This window comes from Neobacillus sedimentimangrovi (assembly GCF_010614825.1).
GTDB classification, from domain to species: domain Bacteria; phylum Bacillota; class Bacilli; order Bacillales; family Cytobacillaceae; genus Neobacillus; species Neobacillus thermocopriae.
In genome coordinates this window covers 54,165-72,387 of the sequence record NZ_JAAFZF010000005.1, presented here as the reverse complement: position 1 = coordinate 72,387, position 18,223 = coordinate 54,165, and the positions used below count along the sequence as shown (strand labels likewise).

Below are 18,223 nucleotides of genomic sequence, written 5' to 3'. Positions count from 1 at the left end.
CACTACCTCACCTCTTCTCTTGGTTTACTAGTTTCATATTGAAGGCAGGCAACCTCATGTCCTTCCTCATTTTCAGCTAACAGTGGGGTGGTTGTACTACATTCTGGCATCGCCATTGGGCAGCGGTTTGCAAATCGGCAGCCTGAAGTTGGCATATTTATTAGAGATGGAACCATTCCTTGAATTGAACTTAATCTTTCTTCCTCCTGGTCCATTTTCGGAATCGCTCCTAATAGCAATGACGTATATGGATGTTTCGGATTATAGAACAATGAATCCACGTTTGTATGCTCTACAATTTTTCCTGCATACATAACCATTACTTCATCACACATTTCTGCAACTACACCTAAATCATGGGTAATCAAGATAATCGCCATATCATTTACTTCTTGAATCTTTTTCAGTAATTCAAGAATTTGTGCCTGAACGGTTACATCTAGCGCAGTTGTTGGTTCATCGGCAATTAATAGTTTTGGCTGACAAGCAATAGCAATGGCAATCATGACCCTTTGTCTCATACCGCCTGATAACTGGTGCGGATATTCATCAACAATTTTTTCAGGCCTAGAAATTCCCACACTTTTTAATAGTGCAATAGATTTTTGTCTTGCTTCCTTTTTTGATATTTTCATATGGTTAAAAAGAACTTCTTGAAGCTGATAACCGATTGTAAACACAGGATTAAGAGAAGTCATTGGCTCCTGAAAAATCATTGAAACATCTTTGCCTCTAATCTTATTCATTTGACTTTCTGACATATTTTCCAAATGGAATCCATCAAAAATGATCTCACCTGATTTTACTTTGCCAATTCCCTTTGGAAGCAATTGCATGATCGAAAGGCTCATGACAGATTTCCCACAACCAGATTCACCCACGACACCGACTATTTGCCCTGGTTTCACTTTAAATGATACATTATCCACTGCATTATAATACGTTCCGTCAATTTCAAAGGCTGTCTGTAAATTTTTTACTTCGAGCAATGGTTCCTCTTTAAATGAGTTTTTTGCGCTCATAAGTACACCTTCTAACTTTTTGATTATTCAGTATATTCTTTACATTTATATAAAATGTTATTACAAATTTTTTACAAAAGCAAGATAGTTTTATGTACTATGTGAATTTGCAGTTCCATAGAAAAAAAGCCCCATATTCAGGCTTTTTTACCTAATAATCTATGTCAGTCAATAAAATCCTCCGCTGGAATTTTAAAGGTTAGTTTTGTAGAAAAATTTCTGTTTTTAAAAAATTTCCCAACCATATGATACCCAATTGCATATCCTAACAAAGGCGGAATTCGCCCTCCTCCAAAAAGCAGTTCATCGTGAATTCTCTCACCCTTCGTCTTATTCAGGTGTTTTTTCAAATATTTGTCCCAATAAAAGGAAAGTTCCTTTTCCGAATACTCACTGCACCAATCGGCTATATATTTTCGTCCGCAGTGATGTAAAACAGCGTATTCTGCCAGCCCCTCGATAATGAGGGAATCAAGTAAGGTGTACTCATTCATTTTTTTCCCAAGTGCACGAAGTCTACATACATGATGATATTCGTGAACAAAAAGTGCCTCGATTTCCATTGGATCGTCATAGTTTGAAAGAAATAAAAACATTTTATCGGGATATGACACCCCTGACTTATTCCTTTCTGTCTTCTTAATAAAAAAGCCCCTTCTTTCTTCCAATGGAAATAGAAACACTGGTATATCTGGTCCAGACCATAAATCCCTATATTTGTTAAATAATCTTTCTACCATTTCCCATGCATTGTATTTCTTCATATGCTGAAAGTTTTTTTCAGACATCCGTGAAGGTCTGTACATTCTAAATTTTACAAGTTGCTGATAGATTCCTCTTACATTTTCCTCATTAAAATATGATTTTAATTTCTCACAAATTTTAAGAGGGTTATCGAAATCATTTTCTAACCATTGATCTGTCCGGATGACTCCCATTCCATTACCTCCATTTCCGACCATGGCTGCTTTTAACAGTTTATGATTAAACTAAAGAGTGGTTCATATTAGAAAAGCGAAAGCGCCCTGCCCAGCGGCGTTTGGCCTGGAACTCTCCAACTGAGATAAAGGAAACACGAAGAGCCAGAGACGAATCGATGTTGACTTATCGTAGGGGCGGAGAGTGAAGGCGTCTCGCCGCTAGGGCGCTGGAGCTGGACAATTTTCGAAGTCGAAGCGATATTTTCTAATTTTATTAGAAAAACGAAAGCGCCCTGCCCAGCGGCGTATGACCTTCTCCCAAAAGCTATCCCTTTCGGTCGTGCGATGTTGATGCTGCCGGAGTCTTCTTTATGGTGCCCTACAGCTGAGAGAAAAGAGGCTTCTCTTCGCTAGGTATTTGGACAATACATATCAAAAAGTCGAAAAATCTCTTTTTAATTGACAAAAAAAGGGGCTGTCTAAAAAGTCCATTTAAGAGAAAAATGAACCCAAATTAAAAACCCAAGAATGTTGATTGAACAGCATTCTTGGGTTTTGCTTTTATAAAGATTTCGGCTGAAATACCACTTTCCGGACAGCCCCACGTTGGAATTATTCATATTTCCGGAAGACGATTGTGGCGTTGTGTCCACCAAAACCTAATGAGTTACTCATTGCAGCTTTAATTTCTTTTGGACGAGCCGCATTCACAACATAATCTAAATCACACTCAGGATCTGGAGTTTCGTAATTCATAGTAGGTGGAAGCATGTTGTCTTGCATGGCAAGCACTGTAAAGATTGCTTCCACAGCTCCTGCCGCACCAAGTAAGTGACCAGTCATCGATTTTGTTGAGCTCATCGCTAAACGGTATGCATGATCACCAAATACTTCTTTTACAGCAAGGGTTTCAAATTTGTCATTATATTCTGTACTTGTACCGTGAGCATTGATATAATCAATGTCCTCTGGCTTTAATCCTGCATCGTTAAGAGCCATTTTCATTGCGCGGGCACCACCTTCGCCTCCTGGTGCCGGAGCAGTAATATGATAGGCATCCCCTGTCGCCCCGTATCCAACAATTTCAGCATATATTTTTGCTCCACGGGCAAGTGCATGCTCCAGTTCTTCGAGAATGACAATTCCACAACCTTCACCAATAACGAATCCATCACGGTTTTTATCAAAAGGACGGCTAGCAGTTCGAGGATCCGGATTTGTTGAAAGTGCTGTATTGGCACAGAAGCCAGCTACAGACATTTTTGTGATCGGAGCTTCTGATCCGCCCGCTACCATGACATCCGCATCTCCACGTTGAATCACTTTAAATGCATCACCGATTGAATTAGTTCCTGTTGCACATGCCGTTACTGTACAAGAATTAAAACCTCTTGCACCAAGAGTGATAGAAACTTGACCTGTAGCCATATCTGGAATCATCATTGGAACAAAGAAAGGACTTACCCGTTTGTATCCTCTCTTTTGAAATATCTCAAATTGCTGTTCAAATGTTTCCATACCGCCAATACCAGACCCAATCCACACGCCTATACGGTGTGAATTTTGTTCGTTAATTTCTAGGTTGGCATCTTTCACAGCCATCAATGCACTAGCCACAGCAAACTGTGTAAATCGATCCATTTTTCGGGCATCTTTTTTTTCAATAAAATTTTCTGGGTTAAAATCCTTAACTTCTGCAGCCACCTTCGCTGGATAGTCATCTGCATTTAGTCTTGTAAGTGGTCCAATACCAGATTTTCCCTCAAGAATTCCTTTCCAAGTTGTTTCAACATCGTTGCCCAGTGGTGTTACTGCGCCAACTCCCGTCACTACAACTCTACGTTTATTCATTTATACATTCTCCTTTTCTATTCTCTTATATGAAATGATCTTCGAATAATTTGTTTATTTTCCCCAGCGGATAGCAATTGCTCCCCAGGTTAATCCGCCACCAAAGCCAACCATGACAATTAAATCATCGTCTTTAATCTTCCCTGCTTCTACTTCCTCTACTATAGAAATTGGAATAGATGCAGCAGAAGTATTTCCATATTTATGGATCGTTTTAGACATTTTTTCAGGAGGCAGCTCTAGTCTTTGTCTTGAAGCTTCCATAATACGAATATTTGCCTGGTGTGGAATTAAGAAATCAACATCTTCTTTTGAAAGACCTGCTTTCTCCAATACATTAATACAGCTCTCTCCCATTTGTCTAACGGCAAATTTAAATACCTCTCGACCGTTCATTACTATATATTCTTCCTGATATAGGTGTTTTCCTCCTGAACCGTCTGCTCCAAGCTCAAATGAAAGGATTCCGCGGCCTTCAGATACAGCCCCAATAACAGCTGCACCTGCGCCATCCCCAAATAAAACAGCAGTATTACGGTCAGTCCAGTCTGTTATTTTTGAAAGCTTCTCTACACCGACAACAAGAACATATTTGTATACTTGGGATTCAATGAACTGTTTAGCTGTGACAATACCATACATAAAGCCTGCACATGCGGCACTTATGTCCATCGCAGCTGCCTTTTTTGCTCCAAGTTTTTCTTGAATCATACAGGCAACAGATGGGAATGGGGTATCAGGTGTTACAGTTGCCACTAAAATTAAATCAATATCCTCCGGTTGAATTCCGGCATCATCAATCGCTTTTTGTGCTGCCATAAAAGCCATATCTGATGTATCGACATCATCAGCTGCAATTCTCCGTTCTTCAATTCCTGTTCTTGTTCGGATCCACTCATCCGAAGTATCCATCATTTTTTCCAAATCAAAATTTGTCATCACTTTTTCAGGTAAATACCTACCAATACCAACAATCCCTGCTCTCATTTCGCCAACTCCTTCGGATTTATGGAAATTATATCAATAGTTTAATATCAATTATTATGACTTGGTACTAATTTTATCAAAAATGTTTTTTTTTCACAACAACTAAACTACTAGATAAAAAAACAAGCTGCCAACAAGATATGGCAGCTTGTTTCTTATTATGTATGAGAGAAAATTACTCAGGTAATTTTCCTGTTTCTTTATAAGTTTGTATATACCTTTTCATTTTTTGAACAAAGTCTTTTTTGACTAGAGGACTAAATTTACCCAAAGTGATGACATCGTCTTGAAAATCAAATGAAAGATTTCCAGACTTGAGTTCACCTTTATTAAATTGTTCAGCAACAATCTCGTATAGTTTACCAACATTCTGAATTGTACTTGTTAAAACAGTAGACTCACCTAAATCAGATTGGTCTGAAACATAACCAATGACATATAATCCTCTTTCCTTTACCCTTTCAATCACTGGGACATTATAACCATCACCAGCTGGGTAGATCACATCCACCCCCTGATCCATCATTTTATCTGCTATTTGCATCGCTTTCATATCATTATCCCAATGTTCCACATATTCGATGCTTACTTGAATGTCATTTTTCTCAGCTAGTGCCCCTTGATAAAATCCTTCAATTTCGGGCTGCCATTCATAGGCGGCTAAAACTCCCACTTTATTTTTTTTTGACATATGGGCAGCAACCATCCCGCCAAAAAAACCCATTGCATATGACTTAAAATTGAGGCTAGTAGTATTAGGATTCTTAGCATCACCATTAAAACTGACAAAGTGTATATCTGGATATTTCGAGGAAAGATGATTAAAATATTCTGCATACTCCGAACCATGGCCGAATATCAGATTTACACCTTTTTGCTCAAATTCTTTCACAGCTCGTTCAACTGCGTATTCAGAATTCATTCCTTCTTTATAAAAAACATCGACTTCCAATTTTGATTGGATCCTTAACAATCCTTCAAAACCTCTTGTCCCCCAAACCTGGTCATTGATTGTCTCAGGGACCAACAAACCAACTTTTGTTAAATGTCCCTTCGGTTTCGTAACTCCACACGCCCCCAATAAAAAAAGGCATAGTAAAATGATTCCGAAACGTTGCAGCATTCATTGCATCTCCTTCGAGCGGCACCCTAACCAAACACGTTATTTCTATTAACAGTAATAAAAAGGAAGAACATATTTTCTTTCATTCTAACCTTTGAATAATAAAATGAAAAGATTAATTTAGCTAATTGGACCTAAAACAGTTAATAGCGATCTGATGAAAGGTTCTGGTATAGCCATTTCGTATGTTCCATTTGTTTCGACAAAGAAGAAGAGATGGGCGTAATCCTTGTTGGTATTATTCTCTTGATTTCTCCATCAATTTGAAGTTTTTCTTCATTTTTTGATTTTCGATACCTCTCCTTTATTTTTAAATATTCAGCACATGTATCCCAATACATGTCCTTTCCACTTTCCAATAAATAGGTACCTGACTTTTCTGATTCTATGATATCAAGGATGGATTCTGCAACATCATCAATAAAAAGCGCATCATCCATCCACTCTCTTTCCGAATGAAAAACCTCAGTATTTAAGATCGATGCAAGAATGACTTGTTGAAACATAAATGTTGAAGGCTGCCACGGACCATAAATAGTAGGTAAATAGATCAATTGTAATCTATTAGATACCTTATTTACTTTATTGATAAATTCATGAATTTCTTTCGACCCGATCCCTTTTAGCAATTGAATGGGCAATAATAATAAAATCTTGAGATTACATTTATGTTTGTTAAAATAAGTAAGAAATTTTTGGGTGAACTGTTCATTTAAAATAATGGACTCTTGTTGTAACATAAAAAAATCATAGATAGGAAAAATCATTGTCCGATCATTGTCCGTTCCATCCAAAATTCCCTCGAACGTATATTCCTTGAAATTGGCATTTCTCCCCACCTCAAGTCTTTTCTCATCTACATAGGTACCATCCGCCTCTGGGATATGAACACCTTTTACCTCAATTCCTTTATTTAATAGGACTTGCCCAATATGAAATCCTAAAAAATGATATACACCTATAATGATGGCCTTGTCCATACTTACTTCCTCCTCAAACTAGCCTTATAAAATCCTATGCTATTCTAGAAGGAAATATTTCTTTGAGGAGGTGAACCTATAAAACCGATTCATGTGATTTAAAGAATTTGTAACATATTTTTCCAAGCTGTAGTTTTTTTTCAGGAAGGAGAAAGGTGGGATTAATAGGCGAAGAACCAAGAATTTGTTGATATTGTTTTGATTGATTGTATGACCTGGCTCCTGAGAGAACGTGAATAATATGAACTGGGATTCCATCTTCTAATTGAATCGGCACGTCCATTTTAGAAATCAAGTTGTTCAGGCCTATTTCATCCAATTGATATGCATCCATTATCTCTCTTGTTAATTTTTTGTAAAAAAGTTTATGTTCCTTTTCTTGTTCAAGATGGTATTTTAATGAAAGAATTGGATTGAGAAGTAAAACAGACCTAATATTTTCTTTCATTTTCTTCATTAATTGGATTGCTATTAAAGCACCCATTCCTTCTGCTAAAATGTGAATTTTGTGGTTAAGTATCTCACTCCGAATCACCTGATGATATAATCTTTGTGCAAGGTCAGCAGCACGTTCGCTTCCCCAATTACGTCCATAAAGATTAGAGGAAAAAATGGTGTACCCCATTTCTTTTAACTCATCGATGATGACCAGCTTTCCTTCATTTTGCGTCCAAAAGCATTTACCTTCTTCCACAAAATGTCTTTCATCACCTATCACAAGTACCCCAAATCCGGTCGGTTTTTCAGGGTAATAAATGATATTCCATTGGGTATCCATTTGAAAACTCCGGCTCTCCATCGGTAATATCTCCTTTTACATATTTCCTCACGATATTGTATGCCATTTCACAAAAGCGGCACGGGGATATGCCTATTTCCAATCATTTATAAAGAAACGGTTCATAATTTTCAAATCATATGGTAATATAAGATAGGATGTAATATAGGCAGGTGAAAATAATGAGGTATTTTTGGACGTTTTTCTGGACTTTTCTATTGGTAGAAATGCTTACATATGTGGTTAGTTCAATGTCTTCTGTTGCATTTGATTTTAAAACAGGTGCATTAGTTTCTGTAATCGTGACCATTTTAATTATTGTAGCTACTACTTTAATTCCAAATGAACCTGTACAAAAACATTAATAGTTTGACATTTCTTAGGTCCTCCATCATAATGGAGGACCTTTCATTTACACAATTGTCTACATAACCTTTAATAAAAGCTCCCCATCTGCTTCGATGATTTCTACTTTCGTGCCTTCGTGTATCCTCCCGGATATAATGTCACGGGCAAGCTTCGTTTCAATATTTCTTTGCAAGTATCTTTTTAAAGGCCTTGCCCCATAAACCGGATCGTATCCATTAACAGCTATAAATTCTTTCGCCTCTTCACTAATCGAAAGTTCTATCTGTTGCTGTTTAAGTCTATTTTCCAATTCCTTCGTTAATTTAACAACAATATTCTTAATATCCTCTAATGTCAAAGGCTTAAATAGAATCGTTTCATCAATCCGATTTAAAAATTCCGGTCTAAAATGACTTCTTAATTGTCCTAGAACTTTTTCTCTTGTCGTTTCAGATATATCCTTTTCCTGATCGGAATGATCCAGTAAAAATTGGGATCCAATGTTAGATGTCATAATAATGACCGTGTTTTTAAAATCAACCACTCTTCCTTGTGAATCAGTAATCCGTCCATCATCAAGAGCCTGCAAAAGAATATTAAAGACTTCCGGATGTGCTTTTTCAATTTCATCCATTAAGATAACTGAATAAGGCTTTCTACGAACAGCTTCTGTCAACTGACCTCCCTCTTCAAATCCGACATAACCAGGAGGGGCTCCAATTAATCGTGAAACAGCATGTTTTTCCATATATTCGGACATATCAATCCGTATGATATGTTCCTCACTGTCAAAAAGTGACTCTGCTAGTGCTTTGGCAAGTTCCGTTTTACCAACCCCAGTCGGTCCTAAAAATAAAAATGAACCAATCGGCCTATTCGGATCTTTTATTCCAGCTCTTGCCCTAAGTACTGCATCAGCCACCAAATTTACAGCTTCTTCTTGCCCAATTATCCGCTTATGAAGGATGGATTCCAGACGCAATAGCTTTTCTCTTTCACCTTCAACGAGTTTGGATATCGGGATACCCGTCCATCTGGATACTATATTAGAAATTTCTTCTGCAGTAACCTCTTCTCGCAGCAAACGGTCATCTCTTTCTGTTGCTTGTTCAAGCTCCTTTAATTCTTTTTCTGCCGATGGAATCAAGCCGTGACGAAGTTCCGCAGCCCGATTTAAATCATACTTATCTTCTGCTTGCTGCAACTCTCGGCGATATGCTTCAATTTGTTCTCTCTTTTCCTGCAATTTTTGAATAACTTCTTTTTCACTAAGCCACTTGGCTTTCATCACATTGGCTTGTTCTTTTAACTCAGCTAATTCTTTTATGAGTGCATCCAGCCTTTGTTTACTGACCTCATCTTGTTCCTTTTTTAAAGCAGCTTCTTCTATTTCCAATTGCATAACTCTTCGGGTCACTTCATCCAGTTCTGTAGGCATGGAATCAATTTCAGTTCGAATTAATGCACATGCCTCATCTACAAGATCAATGGCTTTATCAGGAAGAAACCTATCTGTTATATATCGGTCGGACAATGTGGCAGCTGCAACTAATGCCTGGTCATGAATTTTAACCCCATGATGAACTTCAAAGCGCTCCTTTAGTCCCCTTAATATGGAAATCGTATCTTCTACATCCGGTTCCTGAACAAGTACCTGCTGAAATCTTCGCTCTAATGCTGGATCCTTTTCTATATATTTTCGATGTTCATCTAGCGTTGTTGCTCCAATACAATGTAATTCTCCCCTTGCAAGCATCGGTTTCAGCATGTTGCCTGCATCCATTGCTCCTTCTGTTCGACCAGCTCCGACAATGGTATGAATCTCATCAATAAATAAGATGATCCGACCTTCGCTTTTTTTAATTTCATTCAATACGGCTTTTAATCTTTCTTCAAATTCCCCTCTAAATTTCGCCCCGGCAATTAATGCACTCATGTCTAAGGCAAAAATCGTTTTATCCTTCAGTCCTTCTGGTACATCCTTTCTCACAATTCGTTGAGCAAGACCTTCAACAATAGCCGTTTTTCCAACTCCAGGTTCGCCAATTAATACCGGATTGTTTTTTGTCTTTCTGGATAAAATTCGAATTACATTTCGGATCTCCGTATCTCTCCCAATGACCGGGTCCAATTTTCCTGTCTTAACCTCAGCAACCAAATCTCTTCCATATTTTTCTAGAGCATTATAACTCGTTTCTGGATTTTGTGAAGTCACTCGCTGGTTCCCCCTTATTTCTTTTATTGCTTTCAATACATCTTCTGAGGTCAAACCGTTTATTTGAAGGATGTTATGGATTTCAAAATCTTTCGTTCTTGCCGCAGCTAATAGAACATGCTCAACGGAAATATATTCATCAGTAAATGTCGATGCTATTTCTTCAGCTTGCACCAAGAGCTTTTGAATTTTTGCTGAAATATAGATATTTCCTTTTTCAACTCCGCTTCCGGTAACCTGAGGTTTTTTCGCGAGAATTTCTAAAAGCTTTTCTTCTACTTTTAATGGACTTATGCCTACTTTTTCGAATATGGCTGAAATTAAACTATCTTCTTGGTTCAATAAGGCTAAAAATAAATGTGGCTCATCCAATTCCTGATGATGCTTCTTAATTCCTAAACTTTGTGCTTCCATTAACCCTTTCTGCAACCGTTCTGTCATCCGGTTTATATCCATTTTCTCACTCCCTTTCTTGACCTTTTTTGACCTTTTAATTTCATTATAAGACAACGGGTGTTTAAAAGTAAATTTATAAAAGCCATCCTTTTGGATGGCTATATGTTTTGCAATTATGGTTTTCTCAAATACGTCCAGACCCTGTCATCATTAGAAGTCTCAGGAAACCTTTCTCCTGCTTTGAGCTTAATTTTTTTTGGATTGACTACATTATCCCCCGATTCTCCAATTTCAATATATATACCATTGTTTGGTGCTTTTTTACCCGGTCGAAATTGATGACTTTGCCCCATCATTTTCCCTCCTTATCAATATCATCTATATTATGACCATTATAAATGATAACGATTAGAGGAAGTTCCTTCTATTTTAAAGAATAGATTGTATTTTAGTCATGAAAGTATAGCTACTTTACTTCTTTTAAAGATTGACCAACCAGAGATATTCTTTCATGTTTTTCGACAATATTTCCTAAGAAATATGACGGATAAGCATTTGAATCATTTTTTGAAGTGCAGCCTCATCACTGATATGATAGCAAGGGATCATCGTTTCTTTTTCTATGGCAGCTATGATTTCATCCTTCCAATATAGTATTGCAACTACATTGGTTAAATTATGAAGTAATGGAATATCATTTTTATCCCTTAATAAAAGAATCTTAGGATATGTTTCTTGCTTGTATCCCTCCACTAAAATCAGATCTGGCTGAAAATACATAAGAAGTTTTATTTGCTGTTCTAGTCCATCAGGCACCTTATCAGCCTGGAGAATCAATCTCCCTTCACCTTCCACAAGGGATACATTTGCTCCTGCCTTTAAATACTTTGTAGAATCCTTTCCCTCCACAATATCCGGTTTACCGCCATGTCCATGATGCTTAATAACAGCTGTACGGATACTTGCATCCTTTAAACCTTCAATGAGCTTTAAAATAAATGTGGTTTTTCCACTGTTTTGATAGCCAACAATTTGAAAAATAACAGGCTTTACCAAGGCCACTCACTGCCTGTTTGATCTTCAAGTAATAGAACATCTACCTCTGATCCAGCCTGAATCCCTCTTGTACCTCCAGGAAGGATCATCAATGAATTGGCGCCTGCCAGACTCATGATAATATTTGATTTATCCAGTCCACTAGGGGAGACTCTAAGTCTGCCGCCATCGATTGTTACAGTACTTCGGACTAATCGTGTAAAAGGATTGGCTTTAGGAAAATCAACGTCTAATATTGCCTTCTCTTTTCTTAAGTGCGGTTTTTCTGTAAATAATTGCCTGCGAATAATTGGACGAACAAACAATTCAAACCCTACATAACAGGCGGAAGGATTTCCAGAAAGTCCAAATAGTAGTTTTCCATCATAATGGGCCACGGTAGTAACACTTCCTGGTCTCATTGAAACTTTATTAAATAATACTTGTGCATTTAATTTTTTATATATCTCAGGCAGGTAGTCAAAATCCCCTACAGAAACACCTCCTGTTGTAACCAACAGATCTACTTTCCCAATCACGTCCTTTACTGCCTCAAAACATGTATCAAATTCATCTGGCAGCTTACCGAAATATTGAACACTAGCACCTGCTCGTTCAATTTGGGCAGCAATCATATGGGAATTACTATTTCGAATTTTTCCAGGTAATAAAGGTTCATCAACTTCTAATAACTCAGTTCCTGTTGCAAAAAGCCCCACTATAGGCTTTTTGGCAACAGGAACCTTTTTATATCCAAATGCGGCGAGCATTGCTTGAATTCCAGGATTTATTAGGGTCCCTTTTTTGACTAAAATTTCTCCTTTTGTCGCGTCTTCACCACGAAAGGAAACATTTTCTCCCTTTTTAAAACTACGCTTAATGGACATATATGGTGTTCCATTCTTTTCATAAGTTTTAGCTACTTCAAGCATAACAACAGCATCAGTACCTTCAGGCATCATAGCGCCTGTCATAATTCTAACTGCTTGATAGTCTTTCACCACTTTATTCGAAACCATCCCAGCACCAATATGGTCAATTACTTCAAATTCAATGGGATTAGATTGTGAAGCATTCATCGTATCAACAGACCTAACAGCAAAACCATCATATGGTGCCCGATCAAAATGAGGTACATCACAAGTAGCTATCAAATCCTCTGCTAAATACCGACCATAGCTTTCTTCAATCAGTACATATTCCCTTTTACCAGTAATTTGAAATTCCATAATCTTCTTAACTGCTTCCCCAATCGGAATCGGTTGTCTTCTTTCAAACAATTTTATCGGCTCCTATCATTTAACGATCTATTCCTTTATGTTTTCAACATCATCCATTATAAACCTATCGAAAATTTGCAGACATATCAAATATCACATTTGTGAAAGTTTTTAAGAAAAAATGAAAATCTGGCGGTTATGTGATACAGGTCACCTGTTTTATTTCTAATTTCAATTATGCTTAAGTTAGAAAGCTTAATTTATTAACATAAGGAGGATTTTCCATGAATACATTTCCATTTACAACAAATTCTTTAGTGAAAGATATTGTTAACGGATTACCTAAATCAAGTGATCTTTTTAAACGATTAAGAATTGATTTTTGCTGCGGGGGAAATATTTCTCTTACCGAAGCAGCTAGACAAATTGGACAAAATCCCGATTCCATATTGGAGGAATTAAAAGCATTATTTGAAAAAAGCAATGCTCAAGAAACTGATTTAGAAGTTTGGACAAATTCTGATTCAAGCACCATTATTGACCATGTAATTTCCCATTATCACCGTGCAACAGAAGAAGAATTTAACATGCTAGGCCCTTATGTAACGAAAGTTTCAAAGGTTCATGGTGATCATCATCCAGAACTTATAAAAGTTCATGAATTATTTTTTGCATTGAAGAAAGAAATGTTAGATCATTTAGCGAAGGAAGAAGAAACGGTATTCCCAATCATTAAAAAGCTTGAAGACGGAACAATAGAGAATCGTGAAGATGCAATCAATTTAATTATCGAGCTTGAAAAAGAGCATGACCATGCTGGTGCCATTTTAAAGGAACTTCGCCAAATTACAAATGATTTTACCCCACCATCAGATGCTTGTGGTACGTATCGGTTAGTATACAAAAGGCTGGAGGAGCTTGAAGGATTAACTTTTATGCATGTACATTTAGAAAATAACATCCTATTCCCAAGATATTATTAAGAAAAGCGAAAGCGCCCTGGTCAGCGGCGTATAGCCTCCTCCCAAAAGCTATCGCTTTCGGTCGTGCGATGCTAATGCTGCCGTAGTCTTCCTTGTGGTGGTCTCCAACTGAGATAAAGGAAACACGAAGAACCAAAGGTGATTCGATGTTGACTTATCGTAGGGCGGAGACTGAAGGATACTAGCCGCTAGGGCGCTGGAGCTAGACAGAAGAATACGTTCTAATTAAAAAACTCTCCGCTTTGGAGAGTTTTTTAACCGCCAATGTATGACATTTCAATTTTTTTACGGTTATTATTCGTTTCTGCTGTTCGTTCATCTGAATAACGATCGTCCCGATGGTTCCATATCGATGAAATTCTTTCTGCAATTTCTTTATCGGATGCCCCATTTCTCATGAAATTTCGTATATCGTGGCCATTTCCATTAAATAAGCAAGTATAGATTTGGCCGTTTGCAGAAAGACGTACACGTGTACAGCTAGAACAAAATGATTCAGATACAGATGTAATAAAACCAACTTTAATATTTGTACCTTTGTAACGATAATGCTTAGCAACCTCACCAAAGTATGCCGCATCTAAGGGTTCTAATTCAAAATGTTCTTGAAGTAGGTGAAATATTTCTTTTTTGGTAACAACATCATCCATTTTCCAGCCATTCGTCGAACCAACATCCATATATTCAATATAACGTAGCTCCAAACCATTCTCTTTGCAGAATTTAGCCATTGGTATAATTTCTAAATCATTTAGGCCTTTTTTTACAACCATGTTTAATTTGACACCCAGCCCTGCTTTTTTAGCTGCCTCAATTCCTTCAAGGACAGGTGCAGTACCAATTCCACGGCCATTTATTTTTCCAAAAAGTTCATCATCCAAGCTATCTAAACTTATATTCACTCTTTTTAAACCAGCTTCTTTTAGTTTTGTAGCTAACTTAGGGAGCAGTACACCATTGGTTGTTAAACCTAGATCTTCAAGACCATTAATACAAGACAGTTTTTCAACTAGTACAGGCAAATCTTTTCTTAAAAGCGGTTCACCGCCGGTCAAACGAATCTTCTTAACCCCTAGGCTCACAAATATTTTTGCTAAACGCTCAATTTCTTCATATGACAACAGTGCACTTTTGGGAAGAAATTTAAAGTCTGGGCCAAACTGATCGGCTGGCATACAATATTGACAGCGAAAATTACAGCGATCAAAGACAGAGATTCTTAAGTCCCTTAATGGTCTATTTAATTTATCTTTAACAATGATTTTTTTCACTCGATCAACTCCATGAAATAAAAGAAGCTTTTACCTTATTGTAACAGAGATGCATATTTAATACTGTTATTTTATTCACTCTTGCTTCATTATTCTTTTTTTTGTAGTAATTAAAACTTAAATGATAAGTTTCTACCAAATTTTGTAATATCCATTAAAATTGTTATAAGTTTTCACTATATTGTCATTGTTTACCCCTATTAATAAGAAAATCCTGATATAAAATGGTACTAACGAATCATATTGTTAACACAAATTCAATAATTTTTTGTTCGAGGTGAACAGAATGACGACAACTTTGAAGCCTACGCATTCCATTGAAATAAAAGAGTTGCTTAAATTTGCTGACCGCAGATTTAGAAGTGAAAGAGGAAGATTTTTATTCCAAGAGGGAATGGTCGCTGATGAGCTTTATGTAATTATTTCCGGTAAAATACAAATTAGTAAAATTACATCTGATGGTCGGGAGCTATCCTTAAGAATATGCGGTGAAAATGAAATATGCGGTGAATTAACACTTTTTACCGATCAACCAAAATATTTATTAAGCGCGAAAGTCCTTGAAGAAGGTGAAATTGCCGCAATTAAAAAAGAAGTCATTGAAAGTGAGATTTTTCAGAATAGCAAGCTTGCCTTTGAGTTAATGAAATGGATGAGCGATCATTTCCGAAAAACTCAAACGAAATTCCGTGATCTTGTCCTGAATGGGAAACGCGGCGCTCTCTTTTCTACATTAATCCGAATGACAAATAGTTATGGTGTAAAAAAAGGCGATGGAATCTTAATAGATCTTCCATTAACCAATCAAGAACTCGCCAATTTTTGTGGAACTTCCCGTGAAAGCACAAACAGAATATTAAGTGAGTTAAAGCGCGATAATATCATTTCCATAAAACGAGGAAAAATAACCATATTAGATTTGCAGTATTTAAAGGATGAAATTGGCTGTGAAAATTGTCCAGCTGTTTATTGCAATATTGAGTAAGACGGGGAGATTCCCCGTCTAAAATATGAAAAAACAAAATCTCCCTTTTATCTCTTACTGGACTTGTTTTTCCCTCATAGACTTTGGAATATAAACACAAAATGGTTCACTTTCCAAATAATCTCCTGTCATCGCATATGCTCTAGACCGTGATCCACCGCAAACATAACGGAATTCACATACACCACATTTACCTTTAAACCCATCTGGATTTCTTAATGATTTAAAGATTGGTGATTCCCGATAGATTTCTGCTAATGGTGTTTCACGAACATTACCTGCTTTCACTGGTAGAAGACCACTCGGATACACATCTCCAATATGCGAAATAAACACAAATCCATTCCCATCATTTACACCTTTAGGTGCCCGACCAAGCCCATCAATAGACCCTGTTAATCCTTTTTCCGTCAATGCCGATAGATAACTAATTTCATCCGTCTGCATTTTTGCTTCACGCATTTTTTGCTGGATAACCACTCGGCGGTAATGCATGGCTTCCGTTGTTTTAATATCGAATGGCACTTTTTTGCTCAGTTCATAAAGCCAGCGAAGTACTTTTTCATGCTCCACAGGTGAAATCATGTCAGATGCCTGTCCTCTTCCAGTAGGAACAAGGAAAAACACACTCCATAACACACATTTTAATTCTTCAACCAAGTTAGCCATTTCATCGAGATGATCATAATTGTATCTTGATATAACCGTGTTAATCTGAATCGGCATTTCTAATTCATGCAAATATTTAATCCGTTCCATTGTTAAATCAAATGAACCGGATGTTCCTCTAAAATGGTCATGGATTTCCGCATTTGGACCGTCAATACTAAATGCCCAACGGGAAAGTCCGACTTCCTTCGCCTTGCGCATCGCTTCAAATGTTACGTTAGGTGTAGCACTTGGTGTCATGGAAACACGAATACCTTTTTCAACGGCATATTTGGCAAGCTCAAAAATATCTTCTCTCATTAGGGGATCCCCGCCAGTAAAAACAAGAAGCGGGTTGTTCATATCATATATTTGATCAATTAAATGTTTACCTTCTTCAAAAGTCAGCTCTCTTGGATCTCGAGTATATTGTGCATCTGCACGGCAATGCAGACATTTTAATTGACAGGCACGCGTTAGCTCCCATATAACAATAAATGGATCTTTATTAAAATCCCGGCTAAAATCCATGATGAAACGCCTCCTAATAACGGCTATCTTTAACCAATAGCCATAATTACTTCGTATTATAAAGGTGTTTATGTTAAAAAAAAGTGAACTATCTCACAATTATTGTTAAAGATATGGACGTTTTGTGAAGTGTCACAAATTTTTCGGTTTTCCCCTAATGAATTCATTGATATATCTTTAAAAATACAAAAAACAGCAGAAAATCTGCTGCTTTTTAAGAAATCGTTAATACCTCATATTTTGCTGCCAAGTCAACAAATTCAGCCATTCCACTAATTTTTCCGACAGCCAATTTATTACTTACTTTATAATGATCAGCACATGTTTTACATGCTAAGATTTCGACACCTTTTTCTTCCATTTCTTTAAGATGAACAGAAACTAAAGAATTCTCTGTCATCGTTAATACTCCGCTGTTCATACAAAATACAGCGACAGGAAGTTCTTCTTTTTGCTTTACAATCGTAAAGAAGGTTTCCAACACATTTTCACCTAAGGTTTTATCGCCATTCCCAAGTTGATTGGAACTGACTAAAATCACTTTGCCTTTCATATTTCTTCCTTTGGTCCCCCCTTAACGGATCCCTAAAGCGATTTTCGCGTAGCGGGACATCATGTCTTTATTCCATGGAGGATTCCAAACGATATTCACATCAACATCTTTAATTTCGGGAATATCTGAAAGCGCCCGTTTTACTTGATCCACAATCGTACCTGCTAGTGGGCAGCCCATGGAAGTTAATGTCATGGTAATAGTAACTTTCCCTTTATCATCCATTTCCACATTATAAACTAAGCCTAAATTAACAATATCAACGCCCAGCTCAGGATCAATAACCAGCTCAAGAGCACCCATTATATTTTCTTTTAAATCTTCATTCATTATTGATCACTCCTTATTAATTATCTGCAATAATTCCAAGTGGAAAA

Annotated in this window: 18 protein-coding genes; 3 read left to right on the top strand and 15 right to left on the bottom strand. The window is 37.0% G+C overall.

Annotated features, from left to right (window positions below; translation table 11 throughout):
• Window positions 1-2: 2 nt before the first annotated feature.
• From GZA11_RS03740 to GZA11_RS03710, 7 genes are all read right to left on the bottom strand, one after another.
• Window positions 3-1,022: an ABC transporter ATP-binding protein gene (locus GZA11_RS03740; RefSeq protein WP_163182922.1), complete on the bottom strand. Its 1,020-nt coding sequence runs from the start codon at window positions 1,020-1,022 to the stop codon at window positions 3-5.
• A 164-nt stretch (window positions 1,023-1,186) separates the two neighbouring features.
• Complete coding sequence (locus tag GZA11_RS03735) at window positions 1,187-1,960, bottom strand: DUF2268 domain-containing protein (RefSeq protein WP_038540395.1); 774 nt, start codon at window positions 1,958-1,960, stop codon at window positions 1,187-1,189.
• Window positions 1,961-2,554: 594 nt separating this feature from the next.
• On the bottom strand, window positions 2,555-3,793 hold the full coding sequence (gene fabF / locus GZA11_RS03730) for a beta-ketoacyl-ACP synthase II (RefSeq protein ID WP_163182921.1): 1,239 nt from the start codon (window positions 3,791-3,793) through the stop codon (window positions 2,555-2,557).
• Between the two features lie 54 nt (window positions 3,794-3,847).
• Window positions 3,848-4,780: a beta-ketoacyl-ACP synthase III gene (locus GZA11_RS03725; protein WP_038540389.1), complete on the bottom strand. Its 933-nt coding sequence runs from the start codon at window positions 4,778-4,780 to the stop codon at window positions 3,848-3,850.
• A gap of 175 nt (window positions 4,781-4,955) precedes the next feature.
• On the bottom strand, window positions 4,956-5,903 hold the full coding sequence (locus GZA11_RS03720) for a BMP family ABC transporter substrate-binding protein (RefSeq protein WP_038540386.1): 948 nt from the start codon (window positions 5,901-5,903) through the stop codon (window positions 4,956-4,958).
• 143 nt (window positions 5,904-6,046) lie between these two features.
• Window positions 6,047-6,883 (bottom strand): hypothetical protein, encoded by an 837-nt coding sequence (locus GZA11_RS03715; protein WP_038540383.1) that lies wholly within the window; start codon window positions 6,881-6,883, stop codon window positions 6,047-6,049.
• A gap of 76 nt (window positions 6,884-6,959) precedes the next feature.
• Complete coding sequence (locus GZA11_RS03710) at window positions 6,960-7,682, bottom strand: hydrolase (RefSeq protein ID WP_163182920.1); 723 nt, start codon at window positions 7,680-7,682, stop codon at window positions 6,960-6,962.
• Window positions 7,683-7,843: 161 nt separating this feature from the next.
• Between GZA11_RS03710 and GZA11_RS03705 the strand changes: the two genes are divergently transcribed.
• Entirely contained in the window at window positions 7,844-8,026 is a 183-nt protein-coding gene (locus GZA11_RS03705) for a YjzD family protein (RefSeq protein ID WP_038540378.1), read from the top strand.
• A gap of 59 nt (window positions 8,027-8,085) precedes the next feature.
• On the opposite strand, the gene clpB is transcribed toward GZA11_RS03705, so the two are convergent.
• The 4 genes from clpB to GZA11_RS03685 form a co-directional block, all read right to left on the bottom strand.
• The gene (gene clpB, locus GZA11_RS03700) at window positions 8,086-10,680 is read right to left on the bottom strand and encodes an ATP-dependent chaperone ClpB (RefSeq protein ID WP_163182919.1); all 2,595 of its coding nucleotides are present in this window, start codon (window positions 10,678-10,680) and stop codon (window positions 8,086-8,088) included.
• Between the two features lie 113 nt (window positions 10,681-10,793).
• On the bottom strand, window positions 10,794-10,973 hold the full coding sequence (locus GZA11_RS03695) for a YjzC family protein (protein ID WP_038540372.1): 180 nt from the start codon (window positions 10,971-10,973) through the stop codon (window positions 10,794-10,796).
• A gap of 178 nt (window positions 10,974-11,151) precedes the next feature.
• A complete protein-coding gene (gene mobB, locus GZA11_RS03690) occupies window positions 11,152-11,682 on the bottom strand; it encodes a molybdopterin-guanine dinucleotide biosynthesis protein B (protein ID WP_051968291.1) in 531 nt (176 codons plus the stop codon).
• Window positions 11,670-12,935 carry a molybdopterin molybdotransferase MoeA gene (locus GZA11_RS03685; RefSeq protein ID WP_038540368.1) on the bottom strand — a complete coding sequence of 422 codons (1,266 nt, stop codon included), beginning with the start codon at window positions 12,933-12,935 and terminating at the stop codon, window positions 11,670-11,672. Before GZA11_RS03685 ends, mobB begins: the two co-directional genes overlap by 13 nt.
• A 224-nt stretch (window positions 12,936-13,159) precedes the next feature.
• Between GZA11_RS03685 and ric the strand changes: the two genes are divergently transcribed.
• Window positions 13,160-13,858, top strand: a complete 699-nt coding sequence (gene ric / locus GZA11_RS03680; RefSeq protein ID WP_038540365.1) for an iron-sulfur cluster repair di-iron protein — start codon at window positions 13,160-13,162, stop codon at window positions 13,856-13,858.
• 254 nt (window positions 13,859-14,112) lie between these two features.
• Here the strand turns inward: ric and moaA are convergent, their stop codons facing one another.
• Complete coding sequence (gene moaA / locus GZA11_RS03675; protein WP_038540364.1) at window positions 14,113-15,129, bottom strand: GTP 3',8-cyclase MoaA; 1,017 nt, start codon at window positions 15,127-15,129, stop codon at window positions 14,113-14,115.
• Between the two features lie 286 nt (window positions 15,130-15,415).
• Between moaA and GZA11_RS03670 the strand changes: the two genes are divergently transcribed.
• Window positions 15,416-16,114, top strand: coding sequence for a Crp/Fnr family transcriptional regulator (locus GZA11_RS03670; RefSeq protein ID WP_038540362.1), 699 nt, complete (start codon window positions 15,416-15,418; stop codon window positions 16,112-16,114).
• 54 nt (window positions 16,115-16,168) lie between these two features.
• On the opposite strand, the gene GZA11_RS03665 is transcribed toward GZA11_RS03670, so the two are convergent.
• From GZA11_RS03665 to GZA11_RS03655, 3 genes are all read right to left on the bottom strand, one after another.
• Complete coding sequence (locus tag GZA11_RS03665; protein ID WP_038540359.1) at window positions 16,169-17,293, bottom strand: TIGR04053 family radical SAM/SPASM domain-containing protein; 1,125 nt, start codon at window positions 17,291-17,293, stop codon at window positions 16,169-16,171.
• 214 nt (window positions 17,294-17,507) lie between these two features.
• Window positions 17,508-17,846: a DsrE family protein gene (locus GZA11_RS03660; RefSeq protein WP_038540357.1), complete on the bottom strand. Its 339-nt coding sequence runs from the start codon at window positions 17,844-17,846 to the stop codon at window positions 17,508-17,510.
• A gap of 21 nt (window positions 17,847-17,867) precedes the next feature.
• The gene (locus GZA11_RS03655) at window positions 17,868-18,176 is read right to left on the bottom strand and encodes a metal-sulfur cluster assembly factor (protein ID WP_038540354.1); all 309 of its coding nucleotides are present in this window, start codon (window positions 18,174-18,176) and stop codon (window positions 17,868-17,870) included.
• Between the last annotated feature and the right edge of the window lie 47 nt (window positions 18,177-18,223).